Genomic DNA, 21,097 nt, shown 5'->3' on the forward strand with positions numbered 1-21,097 from the left:
ATTTATAGGATAGCGGCACTGGTCACTTGTTTAATAAAGATATCGTGCATAGAAGGGATTACTTCAGACACTTGTTTAATGTTAACCTGCGGTATCAAGGCCAATAATAAATCATTTAGGGATTGTTCATTATCCACATGAACCGTAAGCTCATAATCATCGAGTGCAGCTTTGTTTTCTACAATTTCGAATGCAGGAGGTAAAGTTAGCGTATCTACCACATCTAGATACTGATACGTCACGATATAGGTTTGATTTCGGTAGGAGCGTTTTATATCCTTAACCGAGCCATCCAGAATTTTCTTCGATTTATTGATAAGGGCTATATTATCGCATAGCTCCTCTACCGATTCCATACGGTGGGTGGAGTAAATAATGGTCGCACCTTTTTTGTTCAATTCCAGAATTTCATCTTGGATGATTTGTGCATTGACGGGGTCAAAGCCAGAAAAAGGTTCGTCGAGGATAATCAATTCGGGATCATGCACCACGGTAGCAACAAATTGCACTTTTTGTTGCATCCCCTTGCTTAGATCTTCCACTTTCTTATCCCACCAATCTCCCATGTTAAGACGCTCGAACCAATAGTTGATCTTTTGAATAGCTTCTTGTTTTCGAAGTCCTTTAAGCTGGGATAGATAAAGTAACTGTTCTCCAATCTTCATTTTCTTATACAACCCACGCTCTTCCGGGAGGTAACCAATCCGCGCGATATGTTTAGGTTGTAAGAGTTCACCATCAAAATACACTTCCCCCTGGTCCGGCGCCGTAATTTGATTGATAATACGGATAAGAGAGGTTTTGCCGGCACCATTCGGTCCCAGCAGACCAAAGATACTTCCTTTGGGTATAGTTAAGCTCACATCGTCTAAAGCACGATGGTTGCTGTATTGTTTAACGATATTCTTAACAGTTAGCATTGGCATCTTTATCTTTGTTTTAAAGAAAGGAAAAAAAAGGCGCTTCACGTAACAAAACGTATAAAATAATTGTTATTCGTGATAAGAAATAAGAATTCTTTAACTTTGCCGGATGCTTATTAAAACCGCAGAATTTGTTTGTAGTAATACCAGAGTCGATTTGCTTCCAGCACCGACCCTGCCTGAATATGCTTTTATTGGTCGTTCCAATGTCGGTAAATCGTCGTTAATCAATGCGATGACCCGCAAGAAAGGATTGGCAAAAACGTCTCAGAAGCCTGGTAAAACACAACTTATCAATCATTTCGTCATCAATAGTAATTGGTATCTGGTCGATTTACCGGGATATGGATTCGCGCAGACTTCTAAGAAGAATAGAGCCGATTGGGAACGCTTTATCCGAAAATATCTCAGACAACGAGAAAACCTTCAATGTGTGTTTGTGTTGATTGATAGTCGACATGAACCACAGAAAATTGATCTTGACTTCTGCTGTTGGTTGGGAGAAGAAGGAATTCCGTTTATGCTTGTGTTTACTAAAGCAGATAAACAATCGGGGGTAAAATCCGATCAGAACATTGCACATTTTAGACGCGCACTACTCAAGTGGTTCGAGGAAATTCCACCACATTTCTTGACTTCGGCCGAAACAAAGATCGGCACAGAAGACATCTTGAAGACTATTGATGAAATCAATATCAATTTTGAACCACCTACACTTGTCGAAAGTTAATACATGAAGAAATATATGTCGCTGGTGCTATTTGCACACAGCGTTTTTGCATTGCCATTCGCTGTAATAGGCTTTTTCTTGGCCATACAAACTACCGATCAACCTTTTGAATGGAAAAAGCTACTGCTCATGCTGCTCTGTATGGTCACAGCGAGAAATGCAGCCATGGCATTTAATCGTTACTTAGATCGCGATATCGATGCGATAAATCCGCGTACAGCTATGCGTGACATCCCGGCAGGTAAGATTTCTGCGAATCGGGCCTTAGCGTTCACGATCGTGAACTGCTTGATTTTTATGGCAGCAACATACTTTATTAATAGTCTTTGTTTTTATTTGTCACCGATCGCCTTGTTTGTCGTCTTGTTTTACAGCTATACCAAACGCTTTACGCCTTTATGCCATCTCGTATTGGGTGTAGGATTAGGGTTAGCACCTATTGGCGCCTATCTGGTGGTAACAAATGCCTTTCATATTATTCCGGTCTTCTATGGACTGGCAGTCATGTGTTGGTCGGGTGGATTTGATATTATATATGCGATGCAGGATGAAGAGTTTGACCGTGAAAACGGACTGAATTCCATTCCGGCTTATTTTGGAGGAAAACGAGCACTCCGTATTTCGGAGTTGTTGCATGTTGCATCTTTTATCTTTGTACTACTTCCTATCTTTTATATGCCGGTTGGTTGGTTTTATTATATAGGTGTAGTTTTTTATGGTATGCTGCTTATTTATCAACATCGGATTGTAAGCCCTACAGATTTGAGCCGTGTAGACCGTGCTTTCATGACAACCAATGGAATAGCGTCAGTTATCTTCGCTTTATTCTATCTATTGGATATTATTTTTTTAGTATAGTTTCATCGTTAATTAATATAGTTTTTTAATAGTAAGTAATAAAAAGTATTGCCATTCCATTTATAAATACTTTTATTTGCAGAAATCATTCAATATAAATGGCAAAAAATTTACTGATAGTAGAGTCACCAGCAAAAGCAAAAACGATAGAAGGGTATTTAGGAAAAGACTTCCTAGTGAAGTCTAGTTATGGACATATTCGTGATTTAGTGAAAACTGATGACGCCATAGATACCGAAAATGATTTTAAACAAAAATATGAGGTACCATCCGATAAGAAGGCGGTAGTCAGTGAATTAAAAAAATTAGCAAAAGAAGCGGAAACGGTTTGGTTAGCGTCCGATGAGGACCGCGAGGGGGAAGCAATCTCGTGGCACTTATATGAAACCTTAGGCCTGAAAGAGGATAAAACTAAACGCATCGTATTTCATGAGATCACGAAACCAGCGATATTAAAGGCTATTGAAGAACCGCGCACCATCGATTATAACCTGGTTAACGCGCAGCAGGCTCGTCGTGTATTGGATCGTTTGGTAGGCTTCGAGCTTTCTCCTGTACTTTGGAAAAAAGTTAAACCTTCCTTATCCGCAGGACGTGTACAATCTGTTGCCGTACGATTAATTGTAGAGCGCGAACGCGACATCAATAAATTTGAGGCGGATGCTTCTTTTAAAGTGGTTGCAATCTTTACTACGGGAAAAGGAAAAGAACAATTTAAAGCAGAATTACCACAGCGTTTTGATAAAAAAGAAGAGGCAGCTGAGTTTTTGAATGCGTGTATTAAAGCGATATTCGAAGTCAGCTCTCTAGAAAAGAAGCCTGCTAAACGGACGCCATCGGCACCGTTTACGACGTCTACCTTGCAACAAGAGGCCAGTAGAAAATTAGGTTTCTCGGTTGCGCGAACCATGCAGGTTGCGCAGCGTTTATATGAAGCGGGACGGATTACCTATATGCGTACCGACTCGGTAAACTTAAGTGACACGGCCATTCAGGCGGCTGAGCAAGAAATTGTGGGCGCCTACGGAGAGAAATACCACAAACAACGTCGTTACAAGACCAAAGCTGCTGGTGCACAAGAGGCACACGAGGCTATCCGTCCGACCTATTTCTCGGAACATACCATCGATGGTGATAATGCAGAACGTCGCTTATATGAGTTGATATGGAAGCGTGCAATTGCTTCACAAATGAGTGAAGCAGAGTTTGAGAAGACGACGGCAAAAATCAATATATCAACACGTTCTGAAGATTTTGTAGCAACAGGTGAAGTGATGAAATTTGATGGATTCCTGAAAGTATATATGGAATCTACCGATGAAGAGTCAGAGCAGACATTTGATAATGACGGAGACAATGCGTTGTTACCTCCGTTAGAAAAAGGACAGCCGTTGTCGTTGAAGTCATTGCAAGCGACAGAACGTTTCTCACGTCCGCCAGCACGCTATACAGAGGCTTCTTTAGTGAAGAAACTAGAAGAATTGGGTATTGGTAGACCGTCTACCTATGCACCTACTATATCCACGATACAGAACCGCGGTTACGTGGTCAAGGAAGATCGTGATGGAAGGGAACGGAGCTATGTGACACTCACGGTAGAACAGGAAGCCGTTGTCGAACAAATAAAAACGGAAATCACCGGTGCCGAACGTTCAAAAATGTTCCCGACAGATATCGGTGTTTTAGTGAATGACTTTTTGGTAGAGCATTTTAACGATATCGTCGACTACCATTTTACGGCAAAGGTGGAGAAGGAGTTTGATGAGATTGCGCAAGGTGACAAGGAGTGGACAGATATGCTCAAAAACTTCTACGGACCATTTCACGATGGTATTCAAGACACGTTAGAACATGCAGATCGTGCTACGCACGAACGCGAGCTAGGTGTTGATCCCGAAACGGGCAAGCCTGTAAGTGTGCGTGTAGGTCGTTTCGGACCGCTCGTGCAGATTGGTGCAGCTGATGATGAAGAAAAACCTCGTTTTGCATCGCTTCGTAAAGGTCAAATGATTGAAACCATCACCTTTGAAGAGGCTATGGATTTGTTTAAGCTACCCAAAAAAGTAGGGGAGTTTGAAGAAAAAGATATGACCGTCGCAATTGGTCGCTTTGGTCCTTACATTCGTCATGCCAGTGCTTTCTATTCCTTACCTAAAGGTTTAGATCCGATGGATGTGACGGAAGAAGAAGCGGTACAAATTATCAAAGAGAAACGTCAAAAGGATATTGAGAAAGTTATCCGTGTGTTTGATGAGAATCCAGAAGCACAGATCGAAAATGGCCGTTGGGGTCCCTTTATCCGTCTAGGAAAACAAAATATTAAGATCCCTAAAGGAACTGAAGTTGAAAAAATAACGTACGAGGATGTTTTGAAATGGGCAGATGCGGATCCAAAAGGAAAAGCAAAGGCGAAAGCAAAAACAGCATCAGCGACTAAAACAACAAAGAAAGCTCCGACTAAAAAAGCGGCAAAGAAGAAATAAAGCAAGAACTTAAGCAATCCCTGGCGTTTTTGATGAATGAAAAACGCCAGGGATGATGGAATATAGTAAGAATAACCATGAAGAAAGATTTACCGGAGAACGTTGTGGAGGACATCTCGATTGCTGTAGTCTTGGAGAATGAGACACCAGCAGAGAAGATATGGAACGTTTATCTAGTTAATGAGAAAGGGGTGCCTTTAAAAAATGTATTCGTCACGTCTAAAGGATACGGCAAGAAGGATGAGCGAGAGGTGAAGACAACCACATTAAGACATTTTTTGGGTGATGTGGATGCGAATAGCAGCTTAAAAATTGAAGCGATCGATACACAGGTTTTTGGTTTGACCAATGAATACTGGCTGAGCTATTATATAGGCGAAACGATATATGATAAAAAGTATATCTTCCTTCCTGAGAGTATCGTAGATGAGAACCTGATTAAAGTACCGCTTGTCGATAAGGCAGGAATTGTGATTGGAGGAAGCAAGTAATGGCGCATAAGAATTTTATTATTGCGATTGATGGTTTTTCGTCGTGCGGTAAAAGCACGGTAGCAAAGGCTTTAGCGAAAGAGCTTAATTATATCTTTATTGATAGTGGGGCTATGTATCGGGCGGTTACGCTTTATTTTTTACGTCATGCTATTTCGCTTGATGATAAGCCTGCTATTGTAGAGGCATTGGCGAATATCCATATTGATTTTATACCCAGTACGGAAAAAACACAGATTTTACTGAATGGGGAAGATGTATCGGAAGAAATTCGCCTGATGCATGTGTCGAACATGGTTAGTGAGGTTAGTGCGATTAAGGAAGTCCGGACAGCGATGGTTGCACAACAGCAGCAGTTGGGAAAAACCAAGCATATCGTGATGGATGGCCGGGATATTGGTACAACTGTTTTTCCAGATGCAAATCTTAAGATATTTATGACAGCGAGCCCAAGCGTACGTGCAGAGCGTCGTTTTGCTGAACTTGCTGCAAAAGGTGAATCGACCACGATGGAAGAGGTTGTAGCGAACTTAGCACATCGTGACCATATTGATAGCACACGTGAAGAAAGTCCGCTTAGACAGGCTGAGGATGCTATTGTTTTGGACAACTCTGACCTTACACAGGAAGAGCAGCTTCGCTTCGTAATTGATGAGGTTCAGAAAGCGAAATTAAAAGGGTAGAGGGTTTACTTTTGCAACATCCGCACCTTTTCCGGATTGGTTTCCGCATAACGCAATACTAACGTTTGCATATAGTGATTACTGATACATTTGTCTTTATAAGAAACTATATCTTCAACTTCAGTCCAATCATTCAGATCGTCAATAAAACCAAAAGCGAATAGCTTTTCTTCTTTAAAGTAGATGTAACTCTGCTCTTCGTCATGTCGGCCCGCATCGGTCAAAATAAAAGAACGTTGCTGCAAACGTAAATGTTCCAGAAGCGTGTAAATTGTTTGATTGTGGTCTTCAAGGTTCGGCATTTCGACCTCATCCTTATTTGTAACCAACACTTTATCTTTCCCTCCAGGAGAGTAAAAGTTACACAAAGACGGAGATAGTTGATGTTCCTGCATCAGTTTAGCGAGGAAAATATTTGCTTCACCGGCCGTTTCGAAATACTGTAAACCTTGAACACCAGCTGTACTTTTTGTTATTGCTAGGTGCTCAAAGCCGCAGATATCCTGATAGTTAAAGAGAACAAACTTAGGTTCATATTTTTTTAATGCGTTGTTATAAATAGGCCAATGCTTTTTAATCAACTGGCACTCCATCAACAACGCCATCAGTTCCGTGCCCGATTCTTCAAAATCTATATGACACACTTCATTAATAAACTGTTGCCTGCGTAAGCTGCTGTTGTTACCACTGAAATGACTAAATACTCTTTTCTTGATATTTAGTGCTTTACCTACGTATACAATTTTTCCTTTTTGATTGCGGAGAATATATACCCCTGTTGTTTCGGGTAGTTTATCGAATTGTTCTTTTGGAATATGTGTCGGAAGGCGGTGTGCGGTATTTACCTGGAGGCTTTTTTGAATATGCCCCTCATCATCCTGAGCAAGTAACAGATCAAAAAGTTTAACGGTTGCTTCCACATCCCCCATAGCACGGTGCCTATCGGTAATTTCAATGTCTAAAGCACGACATAGGTTTCCTAAACTATAGGAGCGGTGTCCCGGTAATATCTTGCGTGATAACCTGACCGTACATAGCTTTTGTGCCTGCCAATCATAACCCGACTGCTTAAGCTCCTTATTTAGAAAAGAATAATCGAAATTAACGTTATGGGCAACAAATACCTTTCCCTGTAACAGGTGAAAAATATCTTCCGCTATCTCCTCAAAGCGTGGCGCGTCTTCCACCATTTCATTGCTTATTCCAGTAAGTGTTTGGATCGCATAGGGAATGTGCACATCTGGATTAATCAGCGTATGGTAGCGCTCTATTACTTTTTTGCCATTATGAATTAAAATAGCTACTTCCGTAATCTTAGCGCCGCCGGCATGACTTCCCGTTGTCTCAATATCGACAAGTGCAAAATGCTTTTGTTTATTCACATCACAATATTACTAAATTAATTAGTAACATCAAACACTTTTGATTACTTCACTGGTGTTCCCATTAGCTCCCGTATAGCAACCGAAGCGATGGCGCCCCCGAAAGCCGCTGGAAGATAGGACATGGTGCCGTAAGCCGACTTTTTGAAGTTACTACCATCGGTATAAAGAAGGGAGTTCTTATCTGGAAGTTCTGTTGAGAATGCTACTTTAACACCATTACGAATACCATGTTTGCGCAGTTTTTTTCGGATATGTTGTGCCAGCTTACAATTATAGGATTCACCGATGTCGGCGATTCGAATTTTAGTGGGATCCACCTTTCCACCAGCCCCCATGGAGCTCACAAATGGAATGCCTGCATCTAACGCTAAACGGATAAAGAATAATTTGGGTGTAATACTGTCTATCGCTTCTACACAATAGTTCGGTTGGAGATCCAATAGACCAGGTATCTTTTCGGGGATAATGAAATCTTGGATTACCGTCAGCTCAAGCTCCGGATTAATGGCCAGTAGGCGCTCTCGCATAATTTCTGCTTTCGCTACGCCATGATTTGTTGATAAGGCTGGCAGTTGACGGTTTCTATTGGATGGATCGACGGTATCACCATCGATAATCGTCATCTTGCCGACTCCTGCACGGCATATAAATTCTGCCGCAAAAGAGCCCACACCACCCAAGCCCAACACCATCACGTGTGAGTTGGCCAGTTTCTCTAAAGCATCTCTTCCTGTTAAAGCTTCTGTTCTTGACAACCAAGATAAATCTTTCATCTTCCTAGCGGATAGTTAAATATATCTACGAAATTTTTATAAACCTGTTCCTTCAATAGATTAAGGTCTATTTTTTGAACGCGGCAAAAATACGTATAAATATCTACTATTTTACTAGATTTGTCGTCCGTTTCTAAGAAAATTCGATCCAACGGTATTCCGGTAATAAGATCATCCTTTTTCGTTGTCAAAAGCGAGGCACCTAGACTCAGGTAATACCCTTCACCCAACAGCTGTTCGGCAAGTTCTATTTTTTTATCAAAGCCGTGAAAGAGAACGGGGACAGCTACTTTCTCCTCCCGCAGTATACGGATGCATTCTTGGTATGCACGAACACAATGTATGATTAATGGTTTGTTAAGGCAATTAGCTATAACAATCTGTTTTCTAAATACATGCTCTTGAATATGAAATTCGGTATCACATAGTTTATCTAGGCCACATTCACCTATCGCTAAAATATTTTGTTGTTTACCATATTGATGTAACACATCAAATTGCGCTTCATAATTCCGATCTACATACCACGGATGAATTCCGAGTGTGCAAGGTTGAGGAATAAGATAATTTTTGGAAACGATAATGTTAGGAAGAGAAAACTCTTCGGCCGTGTTCTCCTTATAATGGTGGGTATGTATATTTACGAATAGAGAACGCATACTCAAACTTAAAAAACTTTCTTCGAAAAAGCAAATAATGGTATGGTTGAAAGTTAAGGAGTTAGAGGGTTAAGGGGGTGAGAAGGTACGAGGTGAATGGAGGACCTCAATATAACTATCGCTGGCGCGAGCTTGTAGCTCGTGTCCTTTTGTATAAAGTACTAGTTGAAATCCTGTTGACTGCAGGCAAGGTCGGGGTGATATTTACGACAACGATCCGCCTAAAACTTGGACAATAGCGGAAGCTTTCAGTAAGCACTCGTCGTACTCCTTTTCGGCAACAGCATCAATGGTAATGGCACCGCCCGTATGAAAAGAAAGATATTTACTGGTTTTATTATATAGAATAGAACGGATAACTACATTAAAGTCGAAATCACCATCCGGAGCAAAGTAACCGACAGCCCCGGAGTAAACACCGCGCATACTGTTCTCGTAGCGATCACAAAGCTGCATCGCACTGATTTTAGGCGCACCTGTCATCGATCCCGGTGGAAAGGTATTCTTTATTGTCTCTGCATCTGAAAGCGCCGGATTCTGCTCGCAAACAACCGTAGAGATCAACTGATGAACCTGCTTGAAGCTATGCACCTCCAGTTTACGCTGCGCATCAACTGTCCCCGGTATGGCACTTCGTGTGAGATCATTACGCACCAAATCTACGATCATCACATTCTCAGCTATCTCTTTCGGGTTTGAAGAAAGCTCCGCAATAAGACGTGCATCTTCAGCGGCATCTCGTCCACGAGGCGCTGTTCCTTTAATAGGCTGCGAAATAAGTGTCGATCCACGTTTTGCCAGAAAACGCTCCGGCGAAGCCGACAAAATATAGCGATCATCGAGCTTGAAAAACACGGAAAATGGCGTAGGAGAGGTCTCACTCAGCTTCTCGTACACAACAAGGGGGTCAAGATCTACATCTTCTGCATAAAACTCCTGACAGAGGTTTACTTCATAGATATCTCCTTGCTGTATATGCTGCTGCATTTGCGCGAAACTTTCCATATACTCCGTTTTGGACATCCGTTTTTGCAAACTCAACGCCCCCAAAGGAGAAGAAGATGGGAGCAAGGTGGAGAGAATCTTCTCGTAAACCAATTCAGGGGCCTCGCCCTGAATCTCTACTTGACCATTCGCAAAGCGCAGAACTGTTGCTGGTATAAAAAAAGAAGATAGCGGAAAACCTAGGCGATTCGGGAATGGCGTCTTCAGGTCTTCAATTTCATCCTTTAGGTCATACGAAAAAAAGCCAAGCATCCATGAATCTGAATGCTTGGCCTTAAATTTTTCCAGCGCTTTAAAGGTATCTGAAGACGTACTACTCGTGAAGGTAGCTACAGACTCCACCGCTAAAAACGCTTCAATTTTATTGTATTCATCGTTGTACCCGTTTGATTCAAAAAAACAAACCTCCGAAAACTGCGCTGCCCATTGCAGTGCTTGTTTCTTAAAAGTAGGTATTTCGACGTCAAAAATGGCTACAGCCATGGTTTTACTTACAATTCAATAGTTTGTACACGATCTGGACCTACCGAAAGATACTTAATAGGCACTTCTAATGCTTTCTCTAAGTATGCGATATAGTTTTTCAATGCAGTCGGGATTTCACCTGGTGTACGGATACCCGTTACATCCTGGTTCCAACCTTCCACTTCTTCCAAAACCGGCTCCGCTTGGTTTGTGATAATCTCATATGGCATATAATCGATAACCTCACCGTTATACTTGTAGTGCGTACATACGTAGATTTTTTCAAACGTATCCAACACATCTGCTTTCATCATAATAAGCTCGGTCACACCGTTCAACATAATTGCGTACTTCAACGCAGGGATATCAATCCAACCTGTACGACGAGCACGGCCCGTAGTCGCACCAAACTCATGACCTAGCTGGCGTAATTGCTCACCTGTTTCATTATCAAGCTCCGTAGGGAATGGTCCACCGCCCACGCGTGTAGCGTAAGCTTTGAAGATACCATATACCTGACCAATTTTGTTAGGCGCAATACCCAAACCTGTACAAGCACCTGCCGTTGTCGTGTTTGAAGAAGTTACAAAAGGATAAGAACCAAAATCCACATCCAATAATGTTCCTTGGGCACCTTCCGCTAAAACTTTTTTACCTTCTTTGAGGTAGTTGTTCACCAAGTGCTCTGCATCCACATGAGGGATCGCTTTGATAAACTCGATAGCTTGCAAGAAAGCGGCTTCCTTTTCTGAGAAATCTGGAACCTCACCATAGTGCGATAAAATCTCCAAATGCTTTGCTTTTAGCTTTTCGTAGCGCTCTTTGAAGTCAGGCAAAGTAGTATCACCAACACGCAGACCGTTACGACCTGTTTTATCCATGTAGGTCGGACCAATACCTTTTAACGTAGAACCGATCTTACCCGCACCCATCTTTGATTCCGAAGCCGCATCCAACAATTGGTGCGTAGGAAGGATCAAGTGTGCTTTACGCGCTAATACCAATTTACCTTTTCCTACCGGATCAAATCCAGCTGTCTTTAGGTTATCGAGCTCACGTTTCAAGATAATTGGGTCAATAACCACACCGCTACCGATCAGGTTCAAGGTACCCTCATTAAATATTCCTGACGGAATAGTGTTCAATACAAATTTTTTGTTGTCAAACTCTAATGTATGTCCGGCATTAGGACCTCCTTGGAAGCGCGCGATCAAATCATACTTAGGACAAAATACGTCAACGATTTTTCCTTTTCCTTCGTCGCCCCATTGTAGGCCTAGAAGCACATCAACTTGCATAATATTCGAGATATTGAGATTTAAAATTATATGATATATTCAAAGTCTTAAAAAGCACAAAGTTCAGAAGAAATCGAGTAGCTCGATTTTTTCTGAACAAAGGTAATACAATAATCGTTCGATTATTACATTAATTTGAAATTACCGTTTCTTTGTTTTCAGCACGCTTGGCCTCAGCTTCTTTCTTTTGACAGGCTTCACAAACGCCATATAGATTTAAGGAGTGGTGCTTGATGTCGAATTTCAAAAGATCACCCATCAAACTTTGGATTTGGTTGATACGTGGGTCACAAAACTCAACAACAGTATTACATTCGATACAGATAACATGGTCATGCTGCTTAAATCCATATGATTTCTCAAACTGCGCCATATTACGCCCGAACTGGTGCTTGGTAACCAAATCGCAGGAAACCAAAAGCTCCAAGGTGTTATAAACCGTTGCCCGGCTCACCCGATATTTTTTGTTTTTCATGTGGATATACAAAGATTCCACATCGAAGTGATCCGAACGGGAGTATATTTCCTCCAGAATAGCATAACGTTCTGGTGTCTTTCTTAGATTTTTATTCTCTAAGTAAGCTTCAAATATCTTTTTTACCGTTTGGTAGTTTTCTGCTAAATTCATATTCAATTTTACTAATCTACAAATTTATTAAATTCTTGCTTAAAAAACGACCGTTTTCAGAAGCATAACATTGTCGTGATTAATTCTCCGCATCATAACGCGTAACACTGGTTATCCCACTGATTTCCTTGAGGTTCTTCATGAGACTTTCCAACTGTTCCGTGTTGTTGACAAAGACCATAATATTTCCTTCAAAGATACCTTCGTTGCTCGTGATAGCCAAGGAGCGAATATTCACACTAAATTCTTGAGAAATCACGTTGGTGATTTTATTCACTAAGCCTACATCATCAATACCAATAATGCGTAATCCCGTTAAGAAAGATGCCGTACTCTGTTGTGAGGCCCACTTGGCCTTTAGGATACGGTAACCGTAGTTAGCCATCAATTTGGAAGCATTCGGACAACTGGTACGGTGTATCTTAATCCCATCGTTCACCGTCAAGAAGCCAAAAATATCATCCCCAGGAATCGGGTTACAACAAGGCGCCAGCGTGTAGTCCACTTCTTGTAAATCGTCACCAATCAAAATGGTATCAACCTCTTTTTTATTGATTTTCTCTACAAGCCCCGAAATATGGGTAGAGAAGTGACTATTACCGTGCTCTGGCTGCTTCTCACTGGCGGCATATTCCCGTAAACTTCGGGTATCAATGATGCCTTTTGCGACATTATAGAACAAGTCCTGCGAACTTGGATATTTAAAGTGGTTCGCAATCTTGTTGATATTATCTGTGTTGTACGTTATTTTAAGCGATTTCAGCTTGCGTTCTAAAATCTCTTTACCATCTTCAGCAACGCGTCGTTTTTCTTCTTTTAGGGAAGACCTGATTTTGGATTTTGCTTTCGCCGTAATTACAAAGTTGAGCCAATCTTCTTTTGGCGTTTGTTTGCTTGACGTAATAATCTCCACCTGATCTCCATTTTGGAGCGGATAACTTAATGGCACCAATTTATGGTTCACCTTAGCACCAATACAAGTTGCCCCAATATCCGAGTGTATCTCAAAAGCAAAATCTAGCGCAGTAGCACCGTTCGGCAGCTGCACCAACGTTCCTTTTGGTGTAAAAATAAAGATCTCGTCCGAGAAGAGGTTCATCTTGAAGTCGTCCACAAAATCGAGTGCACTTTGCTCTTGGCTACTCAACATATTACGTACTTTCTGAATCCACTGATCCAAACCACTATCTGAATTCGATTCTTTATACTTCCAGTGTGCCGCAAAACCTTTTTCCGCAATCTCATTCATCCGCTTAGTCCGAATTTGCACTTCTACCCATTGTCCACGAGGCCCCATCACGGTGGTATGCAAAGATTCATAACCATTTCCTTTAGGAGACGAAATCCAATCTCGTAATCGATCCGGGTTTGGGCGATAAAGATCTGTGATGATAGAATACACTTTCCAACATTCCGTTTTCTCACGCTCAGTAGGAGTGTCGATGATCACACGGATAGCAAAAAGATCGTAGACCTCTTCGAAAGGAATCGATTTTTTACGCATCTTATTCCAAATCGAATGAATCGATTTCGGGCGACCAAAAACATCCGCTTTTATGCCTTGCTCTTCCAATATATCTTTTACCGGAGCGATAAAATCGGCAACAAATTTCTCCCGTTCCGCTTTCTTTTCATTCAGCTTCTTCGCGATAAATTTATACGTATCGGGATCTGTATACTTCATAGACAGATCTTCCAATTCAGATTTTATAGCATACAAACCTAAGCGATGCGCAAGAGGTGCATAGAGATAACTAGTCTCGGAGGCTATTTTAAGCTGTTTATGACGTGCCATAAACTCCATCGTCCGCATATTGTGCAGGCGATCGGCTAGCTTAATTAAAATAACGCGCACATCATCAGCCAGGGTAAGGAGCATCTTTCGGAAATTTTCCGCCTGCATTGAACTATTCGGGTCAAATATCCCTGATATTTTAGTCAATCCATCGATAATGCGCGCTACTTTTTTACCAAACTGCGTCTCAATTTCCTGCAACGTGATCGGTGTATCTTCGACTACATCATGCAGTAAGGCACACACAATAGAGGTGGTACCTAAACCAATCTCTTCCGCTGCAATCTGTGCTACAGCTATAGGGTGGTAAATATAAGGCTCGCCCGACTTACGCCGCATATCTTTGTGGCATTCCAACGCCAGGTCAAAAGCCTTTCTGATTTCTTGTTTATCTCCGCGTTGTAATGTCGGCTTACAGGCCCTCAATAATGCGCGGTATCGCTTCCTTATTTCCTTGTTTTCCGCTTCAATGTCAATCACATATTCTCCCATAAACAGGCTCCAAAAAAAATTGCTTTTAAAGTTTTTGTTCCGTATATTTATTACTGTTTAAGTTGCTGTTACATAAACAGATGCTAATAACATATAAATATAGTGATTTTTTAGGAGATTATAAAACACCGTAAGGTAATTTATTTGCGTAATGAAGTGTAGGTTATTTTTTGCTGTATCAGCCTTTCTTATGCTACCCCTGTGTAGCGTAGGGCAAGATTTGCAGGTGCCGCATTATGGAGAAGGAGAGGGAAAAGTACTGGCTAAATACCTAACAAATCGTACGGAAACAGGGGAGGTTTTACCCTGGTTTTTAATCGAGGATATTATAGTTGTTGCCCGCCGCACATTTAAGACTGAAGAGGACCGACAACGTTACTTGCGATTAGAACGCAACGTATTACGGGTTTTACCATATGCGATTTACGCACAAAAGCGTTATGAGCAGTTAGACCGCGAATTGGCGTTGGTATCTTCTAAAAAAGAAGAGAAAAGATTGGTAGAGGCCTGCGAGAATGAGATTAAAAGTAAATTTAATGCCGAAATCAAGAATTTAAGTGTGTCGCAAGGAAAGATTTTGATTAAATTGATTCAGCGACAAACAGGCAACACCAGTTATGAGTTGGTAAAAGAAATGAAGGGAAGTATATCAGCTTTCTTCTACCAATCTGTAGCCAAGGTTTTTGGGCACAACCTAAAATCGGCCTACGATCCAAAAGAGGATTTTGAAATAGAAAATATTATTCGTGGCTATGAGAGGCTACGACCTATAAAAAATTTGTATAACAATTAAAAAGGAAGGATAATAATGCAAACGGTTTATGATTTTCATGCGCTTCAGTTTAATGGCGAAAAGAAATCGTTGCAGGACTATTCGGGCAAAGTATTATTGATTGTAAACACGGCCAGTCGCTGCTTTTTCACGAAGCAGTTTAAAGCTTTAGAAGCGCTGTATCAAAAATATAAAGATCAAGGTTTCGAAATACTAGCTTTCCCGTCCAACGATTTCCGTGGACAGGAACCCATGACGGGCTCACAACTAGAGACTTTCTGCCGAATACAGCAACAGGTGACTTTTCCTGTTTTCAGACGCGTCCATGTAATTGGACCTTACAGTGAACCTTTATACCAATACTTGTCTGAACGTTCGAAAAATGGACGATTCGACAAGAAACCTTTATGGAATTTTCATAAATACCTGATAAACAAAGAAGGAGAGGTGGTGGACTATTTTTATAGTACGACAAACCCGACGGCAAGTCGTCTTATGACAAAAATCGAACAATTGATTTCGGAATAAAACCTTCCTTTTATCATTACCTTTGCCTAAAGGTCAATAATATAAGTATGAAGTTAGATTTAATGGTAATGACGGTACATCCGGATGATGCCGAACTCGGCGCTGGTGGTACTGTTGCTAAATATGTAGCTGAAGGTAAGACAGTTGGAATTGTGGATTTGACACGTGGCGAGCTTGGCACACGTGGTACCGCAGAGACGCGTGCGCAAGAAGCTGCTGCAGCGGCGGCAATTCTAGGTGTGCATGTGCGTGAAAATTTGGAACTTCGAGACGGTTTTTTCCAGAACGATGAAGAAAGCCAACACGCCATTATACGAAGTATTCGCAAATATAGACCGGAAGTGGTTATCACCAATGCGTTAGATGACAGACACCCAGATCACGGACGCGCAAGCAAGTTGGTGTATGATGCGTTGTTCTTGAGCGGGTTAAGACGTATCGAGACCTTTGATGAAACGGGTGCTCCGCAAGAGGCATTCCGTCCGCGCTTACAACTTCAACTGATCCAGGATAAATACATCCAACCGGATATCATCTTAGATATAACCGACTTTTGGGATATTAAAGAACGTTCGGTCTTAGCATATACCACTCAATTTAATGTGTCAGAAGACGATAAGGAACCGCAAACATATATTTCAAACCCTGACTTTATGGAGTCGACCCGGGGTCGTGCTGCGGAATTTGGGCGCAATATACAGGTTCGTTATGCGGAAGGATTTACATCCCGAAAATTACTTGGCGTTACCGATCTCTTTCACCTTATATAGTGGGCATACAGGTCAATAAAGTTCATCATATTGCTATAATCTGCAAGGATTATAGCAGATCTTTACATTACTATACAACCGTAATTGGACTGGAACTCGTGTCCGAAATTTATCGACAAGAACGCGATTCCTACAAAGCTGATTTGGCACTTAATGGTGCTTATATTATCGAGTTGTTTTCATTTCCCGATCCACCAGCACGTGTTTCGCAGCCCGAAGCGTTGGGCTTAAGACATCTGGCATTTGAGGTCAATGACGTCGCTCGCACGGCGCAAGAGCTTCAAGATCTCGGGCAGGCATGCGAAGCAATACGTGTTGATCCAGAGACCGGAAAGCGATTTTTCTTTACAGCAGACCCGGACGGTCTACCGATCGAATTTTACGAAAAGTAAGATTATGGATCGAGATTTCAAGGCATCTAGGCTGTTGCAAATGTCTTGGTCGTAACAGTGTCAAACAAACCTATTTCACGATTGTTTAACATTAATTAGCAGTTCTATCGCTTCGGCTTTAGACTTTACTTTCGTATCTTTAGCAGTAGATACATTTAAATGTGATGGTATGATAAACAAAAGAATGATTACCCTATCAGTCTTGGCATCGGGCTTGTTCTTAAGCAGTTGCGTAAGCAATAAGAAATATGTAGCCCTTCAAACGCAACACCAAGATTTAGCAACACTTTACCAAAAAGGACAGTTAGACCTAACGGAAAGTCGTGCACGCGTAAAGAGTTTAGAAGACCAGCTGGAGTTTGAGCGCAGAAATAACGCAACATTAAAGGATGCATTAACGACGCTTCAGAATACGTTGGATAAAAGTATTAGCCAAAATACTCAGGGCAATGTTAACATCTCCAAGTTGGTGGATGAGATTAACGCATCGAACAAGTATATCCAACACTTAGTGAACACCAAAAACAAAAGTGACTCCCTTAATGTGGTGTTAACAAACAATTTGACACGTTCGCTAAGCCGCGAAGAGCTTCGTGATGTGGATGTAAAAGTACTTAAAGGTGTTGTTTACATTTCACTATCAGATAATATGCTATATAAATCAGGTAGTTATGAAATTTCGGATAAAGCAGGGGAGACGCTGAGTAAGATTGCGAAGATTATCCAAGATTACAAGGATTATGAAGTGTTGATCGAAGGTAATACCGATTCAGATCCAATCTCGAAACCGAACATTCGTAACAACTGGGATTTAAGTACGCTTCGTGCCTCTTCTGTGGTGCAGGCCCTTCAAAACCAGTATGGTGTAGATCCTAAGCGCTTAACAGCGGGCGGTCGTGGTGAATACAATCCGATAGCAGAAAATAATACACCGGACGGTAAAGCACGAAACCGTCGTACACAGATTATTATCACACCTAAACTAGATCAGTTTATGGAGTTGATTGATAAAGCACCGGAGTCTTCGAAAGAAGAAACTTTGTAGCAAGTAGTTGGGTAGATTGTAGATGGTAGTTTGGTCGTCTGTAGAGACCCAAACGCCGAAGGCCGCAGCTAGATCTTATCCCAAATATAAAAAATGAACTGCCACGTCAAGCGATAAGCGCTACGACGTGGCAGTTTTAGTTAGTAGGCTTCAAAACCTACATGTTATTTGCTCGTTTTCTTACTTAGACTGGCTAAGAACATATACCCGCATAGACCAGAAAGCAATGATCCGACCAACACGGCTAGTTTAGCTTCTTCGATGTGAACAGGATCTTGAAAGGACAGCAGAGAAACGAAAATGGACATCGTAAAACCAATACCGCCTAACATGCCAACCCCGACAATATGTTTCCAATTGGATAACTCGGGAAGCTTCGCTAACCTCGCCTTCACACACAGCCAACAGGTGGTAAATATACCAAGAGTTTTACCCACAAAGAGGCCGAGAATGATGCCTAGACCCATTGGTGAAGTCAATCCACCAACCATCTCTTCGTGAAAAGTAATATTGGTATTGGCGATAGCAAATAAAGGTACAATAATGAAGTTCACGGGTTTTACCAATAGGTGCTCCAATTTCTCCAGAGGTGATTCCTTGTCGTCCACGGTGGTGGGTAATGTCATCGCGACCAATACGCCCGCGATCGTTGCGTGGATTCCGGAGTGGTGCACAAAGTACCAAATAAATACCCCCGGAACTAAGTACATCCAAATTGCTTTTACACCAAATCGATTGAAGGCAATAAGGAGGGCCATTAGCGCTCCGGCATAGAGTAGGTACGTAAAGTGTAATTCGGTAGAGTAGAAGATGGCAATCACGAGAATAGCCAATAGATCGTCGACAATAGCAAGTGCTGCTAAAAAGACTTTTAGGCTGGCAGGCACACGCTTACCCAGCATATTGATTACCGCCAGGGCAAAGGCAATGTCAGTCGCCATTGGAATTCCCCAACCGTGATGTGTTTCTTGATCGAAGTTGAAAGCGGCATAGATCAAAGCAGGAACGACCGCACCACCAATCGCGGCAAGGATCGGTAGCGCCGCTTGTTTAGGAGAGGAAAGTTCACCTTCCACCAGCTCGCGTTTGATCTCCAGACCAACCAATAAAAAGAAAATGGCCATAAGCCCATCGTTTATCCAGGCCGCAATACTATAATGGAGATGGACGCTCTCATTCTCAAACCCTAGCTGTGTGGATAAGAGTTTATTGAATGACTCTGCCAAGGGACTATTGGCAATGGTCAACGAAATAATTAAGCAGGCGAATAATAATATTCCGCCACCAGTACTCGAGTTTAAGAATTCCTTAAAGCTTCGTAGATTAATTAGTTTAGCCATGGGAACGAAGATATTGAAAATAGTCGGTTTTAGCCGTATAAAAGGGTGTAAATCGGTCGAAAAGGAATAAAAAAGCCCCTCTTTGCAGAGGGGCTGTATCGGTTAATAACCTGGGTTTTGTTGTGCTTTTATTGCCGGGTTTGCATTGATTTCGTCTTGCGAAATTGGCAAAATAGTACGACTAAAAGATCTATTGATGGAGGTCTCGCGTGTAGGAACACTAATTCCTGCAAACGCATCATCAAACGTGATAGTCTTGTTCAAACGAAGCATATCGAAGTAACGAAGCCCTTCACCATAAAACTCTTTACTTTTTTCCGCTAGGATTAAAGCTTCCGTAACATTTGCAGCTGTAATTGCCGGTAGATTCGGCGATCGTTTATGAATTGCCTGCGCATACGTCGCTGCTTTTGTTGGATTTGGGGTCGATGCTTTCAACGCCGCTTCTGCTGCTATTAAATAGATTTCAGATAAACGAATGACCTTAATATTTACAGCCGTATAATTGGATGATCCTTTATCACCGCTGAAGGTCGTTGATCCTAAATATTTATAACACGATCCCATTCGCTGCGTAGACGACTCATCTCGTAACATCACACCCTTTCTAACATCAGCCGCATCTTGGTTCAGCGCATTCAAAAACGGCGTTGCTGCCAAGAAGTTTCCTAAAGCACCCGTCTGATGACTTCTACGCATAAAATAGAAACCGAGTGATGCACGAGCCAAATCTGCTTGGTTCTGTTCAATTACTAATTCATAAATAGATTCCGATCCAAATTGACTTTTCCATGAGTTCACCCATTGATCGTTCTCATAAAGGGTGTAAACCTTACTATTAATAATCTCTTCGGCAGCAGCCAATGCCTTATCGAAATCGCCCATCGTTAAGTATACACGTGCTTGAATAGCTTTATTGGTATAATAGTTTAAGTAACCTTCCCGTTTCGTCTTTGGCAGGCCCGCCTCAGCCGCAACTAAGTCCGTTAGAATCTGCTTGTAGTTTTCATCAACCGTGGCACGTAAAGGTTTTTCATTATACGCTAAAGTTTGAATAACATTGGGAACACCGTACGCATTTTTATCATCCGTATATGATTTCCCATATATGCGAACAAGATCAAAATAACTTAAGGCACGAATCGTCAGTGCTTCCGATTTTGCTAAATCAAAGTTTTCTGTTGTTCCCTCTGCTTTTAATTTCTCAATGTTCTCTAATAAACTATTCGCTTGGTAAATAACACCATAGATACCCGTCCAAAAAGACGAAAAACTATTCGCCTGTGGGTTATGGTTAAAGGTATAGAATTGATCTAGACCACGGCCTTGCGAGAATAAAGTGACATCACCACCTTTTACATCCCCATAACATATAAAATTACGACCATAATACGATGAACTGGTCATCTGTCGTTGAATACCATTGATTACAATCTGGGCATCGTTAGCGGTCTTGACCGCTTTATCTGCATCGGTAGCATTTGTAGGCTCTACATCGAGAAAGCCTTTACACGAAAAGCTTGTGGCTAGTACTGCTGATGCTAAGAATATATTAAAATACTTTTTCATGTTCGTACGCATT

Annotated in this window: 20 protein-coding genes; 10 read left to right on the top strand and 10 right to left on the bottom strand. The window is 41.6% G+C overall.

What is annotated here, in order from left to right; translation table 11 throughout:
- Positions 1-2: 2 nt before the first annotated feature.
- The gene (locus E2P86_RS09960) at positions 3-926 is read right to left on the bottom strand and encodes an ABC transporter ATP-binding protein (RefSeq protein ID WP_234991091.1); all 924 of its coding nucleotides are present in this window, start codon (positions 924-926) and stop codon (positions 3-5) included.
- Between the two features lie 106 nt (positions 927-1,032).
- Between E2P86_RS09960 and yihA the strand changes: the two genes are divergently transcribed.
- The 5 genes from yihA to cmk all read left to right on the top strand — a co-directional run bounded on the left by yihA (position 1,033) and on the right by cmk (position 6,168).
- On the top strand, positions 1,033-1,653 hold the full coding sequence (yihA, locus tag E2P86_RS09965; RefSeq protein ID WP_085471731.1) for a ribosome biogenesis GTP-binding protein YihA/YsxC: 621 nt from the start codon (positions 1,033-1,035) through the stop codon (positions 1,651-1,653).
- A gap of 3 nt (positions 1,654-1,656) precedes the next feature.
- Positions 1,657-2,511: a 4-hydroxybenzoate octaprenyltransferase gene (locus E2P86_RS09970; RefSeq protein WP_134432742.1), complete on the top strand. Its 855-nt coding sequence runs from the start codon at positions 1,657-1,659 to the stop codon at positions 2,509-2,511.
- A gap of 98 nt (positions 2,512-2,609) precedes the next feature.
- Positions 2,610-4,994, top strand: coding sequence for a type I DNA topoisomerase (gene topA / locus E2P86_RS09975; protein WP_134432744.1), 2,385 nt, complete (start codon positions 2,610-2,612; stop codon positions 4,992-4,994).
- A gap of 77 nt (positions 4,995-5,071) precedes the next feature.
- Entirely contained in the window at positions 5,072-5,485 is a 414-nt protein-coding gene (locus E2P86_RS09980; protein ID WP_085471728.1) for a hypothetical protein, read from the top strand.
- Positions 5,485-6,168, top strand: coding sequence for a (d)CMP kinase (cmk, locus tag E2P86_RS09985; protein ID WP_134432746.1), 684 nt, complete (start codon positions 5,485-5,487; stop codon positions 6,166-6,168). The genes E2P86_RS09980 and cmk overlap by 1 nt, the downstream gene beginning before the upstream one ends.
- Positions 6,169-6,173: 5 nt before the next feature.
- Here cmk and E2P86_RS09990 read toward each other — a convergent pair whose 3' ends face one another.
- The 7 genes from E2P86_RS09990 to E2P86_RS10020 form a co-directional block, all read right to left on the bottom strand.
- Positions 6,174-7,550: an exonuclease domain-containing protein gene (locus E2P86_RS09990; protein WP_134432748.1), complete on the bottom strand. Its 1,377-nt coding sequence runs from the start codon at positions 7,548-7,550 to the stop codon at positions 6,174-6,176.
- Between the two features lie 44 nt (positions 7,551-7,594).
- Complete coding sequence (locus E2P86_RS09995) at positions 7,595-8,326, bottom strand: tRNA threonylcarbamoyladenosine dehydratase (RefSeq protein WP_085471725.1); 732 nt, start codon at positions 8,324-8,326, stop codon at positions 7,595-7,597.
- Positions 8,323-8,985: a TatD family hydrolase gene (locus E2P86_RS10000; RefSeq protein ID WP_134432750.1), complete on the bottom strand. Its 663-nt coding sequence runs from the start codon at positions 8,983-8,985 to the stop codon at positions 8,323-8,325. The genes E2P86_RS09995 and E2P86_RS10000 overlap by 4 nt, the downstream gene beginning before the upstream one ends.
- Positions 8,986-9,189: 204 nt before the next feature.
- Positions 9,190-10,473: an anthranilate synthase component I family protein gene (locus E2P86_RS10005; RefSeq protein WP_134432752.1), complete on the bottom strand. Its 1,284-nt coding sequence runs from the start codon at positions 10,471-10,473 to the stop codon at positions 9,190-9,192.
- Between the two features lie 8 nt (positions 10,474-10,481).
- Positions 10,482-11,753: an adenylosuccinate synthase gene (locus E2P86_RS10010; protein ID WP_085471722.1), complete on the bottom strand. Its 1,272-nt coding sequence runs from the start codon at positions 11,751-11,753 to the stop codon at positions 10,482-10,484.
- A 130-nt stretch (positions 11,754-11,883) separates the two neighbouring features.
- Positions 11,884-12,381 carry a Fur family transcriptional regulator gene (locus E2P86_RS10015; protein ID WP_085471721.1) on the bottom strand — a complete coding sequence of 166 codons (498 nt, stop codon included), beginning with the start codon at positions 12,379-12,381 and terminating at the stop codon, positions 11,884-11,886.
- Between the two features lie 79 nt (positions 12,382-12,460).
- Positions 12,461-14,668 (bottom strand): RelA/SpoT family protein, encoded by a 2,208-nt coding sequence (locus tag E2P86_RS10020; RefSeq protein ID WP_085471720.1) that lies wholly within the window; start codon positions 14,666-14,668, stop codon positions 12,461-12,463.
- A gap of 151 nt (positions 14,669-14,819) precedes the next feature.
- Between E2P86_RS10020 and E2P86_RS10025 the strand changes: the two genes are divergently transcribed.
- The 5 genes from E2P86_RS10025 (at position 14,820) to E2P86_RS10045 (ending at position 18,175) form a co-directional block, all read left to right on the top strand.
- Positions 14,820-15,461, top strand: coding sequence for a DUF4294 domain-containing protein (locus E2P86_RS10025; RefSeq protein WP_134432754.1), 642 nt, complete (start codon positions 14,820-14,822; stop codon positions 15,459-15,461).
- A gap of 15 nt (positions 15,462-15,476) precedes the next feature.
- Complete coding sequence (locus E2P86_RS10030) at positions 15,477-15,968, top strand: glutathione peroxidase (protein ID WP_085471718.1); 492 nt, start codon at positions 15,477-15,479, stop codon at positions 15,966-15,968.
- A gap of 47 nt (positions 15,969-16,015) precedes the next feature.
- Entirely contained in the window at positions 16,016-16,738 is a 723-nt protein-coding gene (gene bshB1, locus E2P86_RS10035; protein WP_085471717.1) for a bacillithiol biosynthesis deacetylase BshB1, read from the top strand.
- Complete coding sequence (gene gloA2, locus E2P86_RS10040; protein WP_206367954.1) at positions 16,738-17,130, top strand: SMU1112c/YaeR family gloxylase I-like metalloprotein; 393 nt, start codon at positions 16,738-16,740, stop codon at positions 17,128-17,130. Before bshB1 ends, gloA2 begins: the two co-directional genes overlap by 1 nt.
- 169 nt (positions 17,131-17,299) lie before the next feature.
- A complete protein-coding gene (locus E2P86_RS10045; protein WP_085471716.1) occupies positions 17,300-18,175 on the top strand; it encodes an OmpA/MotB family protein in 876 nt (291 codons plus the stop codon).
- 164 nt (positions 18,176-18,339) lie between these two features.
- On the opposite strand, the gene nhaA is transcribed toward E2P86_RS10045, so the two are convergent.
- Positions 18,340-19,515, bottom strand: a complete 1,176-nt coding sequence (nhaA, locus tag E2P86_RS10050) for a Na+/H+ antiporter NhaA (RefSeq protein WP_134432756.1) — start codon at positions 19,513-19,515, stop codon at positions 18,340-18,342.
- A gap of 102 nt (positions 19,516-19,617) precedes the next feature.
- Positions 19,618-21,084 (bottom strand): RagB/SusD family nutrient uptake outer membrane protein, encoded by a 1,467-nt coding sequence (locus tag E2P86_RS10055; protein ID WP_085471998.1) that lies wholly within the window; start codon positions 21,082-21,084, stop codon positions 19,618-19,620.
- Between the last annotated feature and the right edge of the window lie 13 nt (positions 21,085-21,097).

The sequence above is a fragment of the Sphingobacterium psychroaquaticum genome (assembly GCF_004421025.1).
GTDB classification, from domain to species: domain Bacteria; phylum Bacteroidota; class Bacteroidia; order Sphingobacteriales; family Sphingobacteriaceae; genus Sphingobacterium; species Sphingobacterium psychroaquaticum.